The following is a 5,389-nucleotide window of genomic DNA, read 5'->3' as shown; positions in this document are numbered from 1 at the left end:
GAAGTGATGCTGCTTCGCAGGAGGCGACAAAATAGCCAGTCAAGCTACGCCAGGCCAGTCTTTGGTTCGCAAAGGCCAGTCTCGCCTTCGGCGAGTCAAGTTCCGCTTCGTGGTGAAAGAGCCGCTGAAGGGGGCGTGAGCCCCCATTTTGAGCAGACAATCTCTGCCGTCTGAACGGCTCTGTGAATCGGTGAGGTGTAAACCTTCCGAATCGCTCTGGAACGCAGAAATGCAGATGCCTTTTCCGCCTGTCTCCTCCCCTGATCAGTCAGAGGATAACCATCGTTTCCATTCGCAAAATGGTTCTCAACATTCGATTGACTTTGTCCATGGCGCAAGAAATAGATCTCTGACATTTGTACCTCCAGGATTAGTACTAGAATTCAAGACGATAGCGAATGATTCGCAAGATGCAGTCCGGCCGAAAACTACTTTGATCTGTGGTTGCCAGTCCCTCGCCGCTGAAGAATCGCGGTTATTAACGAGTTACGACGCCTCACACTATGATGCATGAAGACAGTTTACGGAAGCCATCCTGTTGTGCAACTCAGTCGGTAACTTCTGGATAATTCACCCGGCTTGTCTCAGGCTTCAATCAATCTGCAAGATATTTCGTTGTGCCTCTTGATTAGTTCTGAGAGTTCGCCATCGACTATCCTGCCGTTCTGGACGCGGATCTTCCCGTCAATCATTACCAGGTCACTGTTGTGAGGGTCGCATAGAACGAGAGAAGCCACCGGATCGGATAACCCTCCGGCCATCGAGAGAGTGTCCAGTCTGAAAGCGGCCAAGTCGGCAGACTTTCCCGGCTCGATCGAACCGATGAAGTCGTCCATTCTCAAGACCTTAGCTCCGCCCAGCGTCGCGAATTCCAGAACATCCCTCGGCGAAAGGGCGTCGGCTCCTTTGAGGACTCTTTGAAGCATCAGGGCATTTCGTATCTCAAGAAGCATGTTTCCCGTATCGTTCGATGAGCTTCCGTCAACGGCAAGGCTGATCCTGATTCCGGCTTCCTTCATCTCTTTCACACGGGCGATTCCCGATCCAAGTCTCATGTTTGAGGAAGGGCAGTGAGCCATGCCGCAGTCATGCTCGGCGAGCCTCTTGATGTCTTCATCGCTCAGCCATACGAGATGGGCGAACCAGCTTCGCTCGTTGAGCCAGCCGACCTTTTCCATGAAATCGACCGGTCTCAATCCCTTTTTCTCGATACAGAAATCGTCTTCGTCCCTGGTTTCGGCGAGATGTGTGTGAAGAAGCACGTCATACTGCCCGGCGAGTTCGGCCGTTCTGACCATCGACTCTTCGGTCACCGAGAAGGGAGAGCAAGGCGCCAGAGCTATCCGCAGCATCGAGTGTTTTTCTCTATCGTGATACTTCTCTATTAGTCTTACGGAGTCCTCGATTATCTCTCTCTCGCTCTGGACGACCGAGTCGGGGGGTAAGCCTCCGTCTTTTCTGGAGAGAGACATCGAGCCTCTGGTGGGATGAAATCTCACGCCGGTACTGCGTGCCGCTTCTATTTCGCTGTCGATGAACTCTTTCCTTCCCGTTGGGTGAAGGTAAAGCATGTCGGTTGTCGTTGTCACGCCGGAGGCCATCATCTCGTAAATCGCCACTTTGCTGCTGACATATATCGCTTCGTTGTCGAGATTCTTCCACCTCTCGTACAAAAAGACAAGCCAGTCGAACAGCTTGGCTGAGGCGACTTCCTTTACGCTGCGGAAAAGCGACTGATAAAAATGATGATGAGTGTTGACAAAGCCGGGAGTGATGATCCGTCCGGCCAGGTCGATCTCGACGTCGCCCGGAGGAGGAGTTCCCCTGCCGACATCGACTATTATTCCATCTTCGACGACGACATAAGCGTCTTTCAGCTCTTCTCTCCTTTCATTCATTGTCACAAGATAGTCTATGTTCTTGAGTACTGTTTTCAAGCACTGCACCTCCGATTCAAAGAGATTCGTCTTCATTCTTGCCGTTCAGTCGTATTACCTTCTGAGCCATTTCAGAGAAGACGTCATCGTGTGTAACTATTATTGATTGATCGAGTTCGCCAAAGAGCTCTCTGAGAGAATGGGCAAGAAGTTCTTTTCTCTCTTTGTCGAGATTCGATGTCGGCTCGTCGAAAACGGCAAATCTCGCTCCGCTGAGGACCCCCGTCATTGCGGCTCTCAAACAAAGAGAGACCAACACTTGCTCCCCGCCGGAGAGATTCGAGAAACTTCTGACGCTACCGTCGCCGTATTCGGATGCTTTGACGGAGACTTCGTAATCTTCGTTCCATCTTATTGACTCTTCGGTCCCGGATATTCGTTGGTAGTCTAGGGTCGCCTTTCGCTCTATCGCATCACGAAATCCGGCGGTTATTCTCTCTCCGGTGAGATTGAGATTGTCTCTAATCATCTCTGCGAGTTTGATTTTTCTGGAAGTTTTTTCGCCGGCTCTCTTCTTGAGCTTCTTGTTTTCTTCCATCTTTGCGAAGTTCTTCAGATCTGCCCGCAGAGAGACTATGTCTCTGCCGATGGATATTGTTTCGTCTCGTTTGAGAGCATAACTTTCTTCGGCCTTTGTCTCATTTCTCTTCAGTTCTTCTAGACGGCCATAATCGAAGCTCTTCTCAAGAGCAATAATCTCTTTTCTGAGGCCGGTCACTCCGGCCGCCTTCTTTCTGCATCTTTCGAGCGAGGCCCGGCAGAGGCCTGAGTACTCCTCGAGATAGCCCGCAAGAGTCACATATTTGTTGAATCTTTCATAATCGTTTTTGTTAAGAACCATCGCTCTGCGAATCTCTTCAATCTCCGCTCTCAATCCGGGAAGCTTTCCAAGTTCCTCCGCAAATTCCTTAACAATGCTTTTCTGAGCATCGATTTCGGTCGACCGGGAAGCGAGTTCCTCCTCCGTCTTCTTCTTCAGTTCGTTGAGTGATTTGATCTTGCTCTTGACTTCTTCCAGACGCGAATCCCTTTCTTCAATCTGATTCTTGAGCGTGGAAATGTGTTTCTTTTGAAGCTCGAGCTCTGTGGAGGCATTTCCAACATCTTTTTCTACACTCTCGCTCATCTCGTCGATCTCTCCGGACTTTCCCGAAATCGTCGAAAGCTGAAGGAGGAAGCTCTTCGCTCTCTCTTCAAGGTCAAGCTTCTCTTTTTCTAGATCAGCCTTTTCCTTAAGTTTCTTATCCGTCTCTTCTATCGCTTTGAGGGCAAGAGCCCTCTCTTCCGCCAGTTTGCCTAGCCTCGTCGGGCTCTCCTTCACTTCTGCAATCTTTTTCGAGAGCTCTCTTTCACCGGAGGCAAGCTGGTTTATAAGACCTTCGATGTATCCTTCATAATCACTTCTATTTTCGATGTTCTTGCATTTCTCATCCAGGAGTGGACAGATGCCAACGGCGAGAGAGCCTCTGTATTCTTCAAGCGCCTTTCTCCGGGAAGCCTTGCTGACGCTGGCCTCGTTCAGCTTTTCAAGGAGAAGGACTTCCTCTTTCGCTCTTTCTATACCGCTGTCGATTTTCGCCAGCCTTTCATTGAGTTCCTCAGAACCCTCCGTTTCTCCAAGGCTCCTTAAGAGATCTTCAAGAGCGGCCAGCCGTCGCTCAGGCTTCCTGTATTCTTCGAGGATCACCTTAAACGCCTCTTTTCTCGAAAGACACAGGTTGTGGGCTTCCCGCTTCTTGCCTGCCTCGAGTTCCGCCGCTTCCATCTCTCTTCTTAGCTCTTCTCGTTCCTTTTTCAGTTCCTCGAATTGCTTCTCGCTCTCTTCCAGTCTTTCCTCTGAATTCGAGAGCGCTCCGCTTGACCTGGCAACTTCCGTCTGCAGTTCAGCGATTCTCTTCTCAATGGCAGCCGAGCGCTCGCCAAGACCTTCCAGTCTTCTTTTTTCGGCGCTTAGAGCATTTTCTTTTTCCAGAAGTCTCTCATAGAGATCGTGGCCGTCCCTGCTTTTGTCAACGATTTCTCTGGCCTCGACCGCCCTCTCTCTTTGCTTCAGATTGGCTTTCAACGAAGCAGCTTCGTCCCTCAACGACTTCAGTTGCTGCTCAAACTGTCCTCTCTTCGAAGAGAGCTCTCTTCCGATTTCCTCGAGACGCAGTCTCTCTGCTTTGACTTTCTTGAGGGCATCTTCCAAAGACTTCAGTTCCTCTCTTGCCCTGGAGAGATCTTCCGAGAGAGTCTTCATCCTCTCTTCAACTTCTGCCTTTCTCTCCAGCTGCTGCTCCATGAACGCGATCTCTCTCTCAAGAGTTTCGTTCTCACTCCTCAGGTCGGTGAGATAACTGCGCATGAAATCCGTTGAGATCTTCCTGTAAAGGTCGACCTGGAAGACCCTGTTGAAATAGTCCCTTCTCGCAGCAGGACTGCCGAGAAACTGATCGGCGATTCTATTCTGAAAAGCTACTATCACGTTCTCGAATGTCTTCGAGATGTCTCCCTGAAGACCGCAGATAATTCTGATCTTCTCTATCACGTTTTCCTTCCCGCGGGCAATGAGAAGTTCCCCCTGATGCAGCTCGTGACTTGAACCGGTGCCGAAGACTTTCTCGACCCTGTACTCCAGACCGTCGTCGGCCAGAAAAGTCACGGTAATTTTCGATCTTCTCTCGTTCCACTTGATTGCGTCTTCCTGTTTGTCGCGCAGTCCTCCTCCGAAGAGAGCCAGTCCGATAGCTTCGATGATCGATGATTTCCCCGAGCCGTTTCTTCCAAGGATGAGGTTTATTCCCTTCTCGAAGGTTTCGGAATATCTGGAGTGGCTGCGGAAGTTCTCGAGATCTATCGAAGTAATCCTCAAGAGCCACCACCCACTATGGCTTCAAGAAGGGCATCGACGGATTCTTTGAACAGGTCATACCTTCCATCTTCCTGAGACTGCTTCATCTTTTCTATTGCGACCACAAGGTCCTCGCCTCTTGCTCCGAGCTCCTTCCACTCCCTGGAGCCGAGTATGACCTCTCGTTCGATGTCTCTCGCGCTCATCAGTCTGTAGTCGTCGAGAGTGATCTCTCTATCCGTTCTCCTGACTCTAACAAAGGCCTTAAGGGCTCCAGAAGACTCTATCTCCCTCTCCAGACGCACAGGATCTACGTAGAACTCTCCGCTTCCCGTTACCGTTACCAGTACTATGGCTCCTCCATGAATCTCATGTTCGTTGACAAATCCGTCAAGGTCGTCGCCCTCGCCGGGAAAAACGGAGAATTCCTGTCTTTCCCTCCTGCGAGAGTCGTGAAAATCGGCTGTTCCGCTCTCGGTATCGAATACGTAAAATCCCTTACTATCTCTCTCCCAGACGTCCCAGTATTCGAGAGATCCGGGCACGAAGAAGAACGGCTCTTCCAGAGGAAAAGCGAGTTGAGAATGCAGATGTCCGCCTCCGGCATAGGTCACCTTCG

The 5,389-nt window shown here is 50.5% G+C and carries 3 protein-coding genes and 1 pseudogene; all 4 read right to left on the bottom strand.

Annotated features, from left to right (window positions below):
• Window positions 1–95: 95 nt before the first annotated feature.
• Window positions 96–356: a histidine phosphatase family protein gene (locus tag B3N33_RS09155; protein WP_292590493.1), complete on the bottom strand. Its 261-nt coding sequence runs from the start codon at window positions 354–356 to the stop codon at window positions 96–98.
• Between the two features lie 228 nt (window positions 357–584).
• On the bottom strand, window positions 585–1,937 hold the full coding sequence (locus tag B3N33_RS09150; RefSeq protein WP_103135159.1) for an 8-oxoguanine deaminase: 1,353 nt from the start codon (window positions 1,935–1,937) through the stop codon (window positions 585–587).
• A gap of 16 nt (window positions 1,938–1,953) precedes the next feature.
• Window positions 1,954–4,791, bottom strand: a complete 2,838-nt coding sequence (locus B3N33_RS09145) for an AAA family ATPase (RefSeq protein ID WP_292593097.1) — start codon at window positions 4,789–4,791, stop codon at window positions 1,954–1,956.
• Window positions 4,788–5,389, bottom strand: a pseudogene (locus B3N33_RS09140) (exonuclease SbcCD subunit D); the annotation flags it as partial. The pseudogene B3N33_RS09140 and the gene B3N33_RS09145, both read right to left, overlap by 4 nt.

Source organism: Mesotoga sp. UBA5825 (genome assembly GCF_002432955.1).
Classification (GTDB): Bacteria; Thermotogota; Thermotogae; order Petrotogales; family Kosmotogaceae; genus Mesotoga.
The sequence above is the reverse complement of the archived record's forward strand: the minus strand, read 5'-3'. Positions and strand labels throughout refer to the sequence as shown.

Bases quoted from the DNA above. Each gene is read 5' to 3' on its own strand.
- B3N33_RS09155 (WP_292590493.1), bottom strand. From the start codon at position 356: ATGTCAGAGATCTATTTCTTGCGCCATGGACAAAGTCAATCGAATGTT.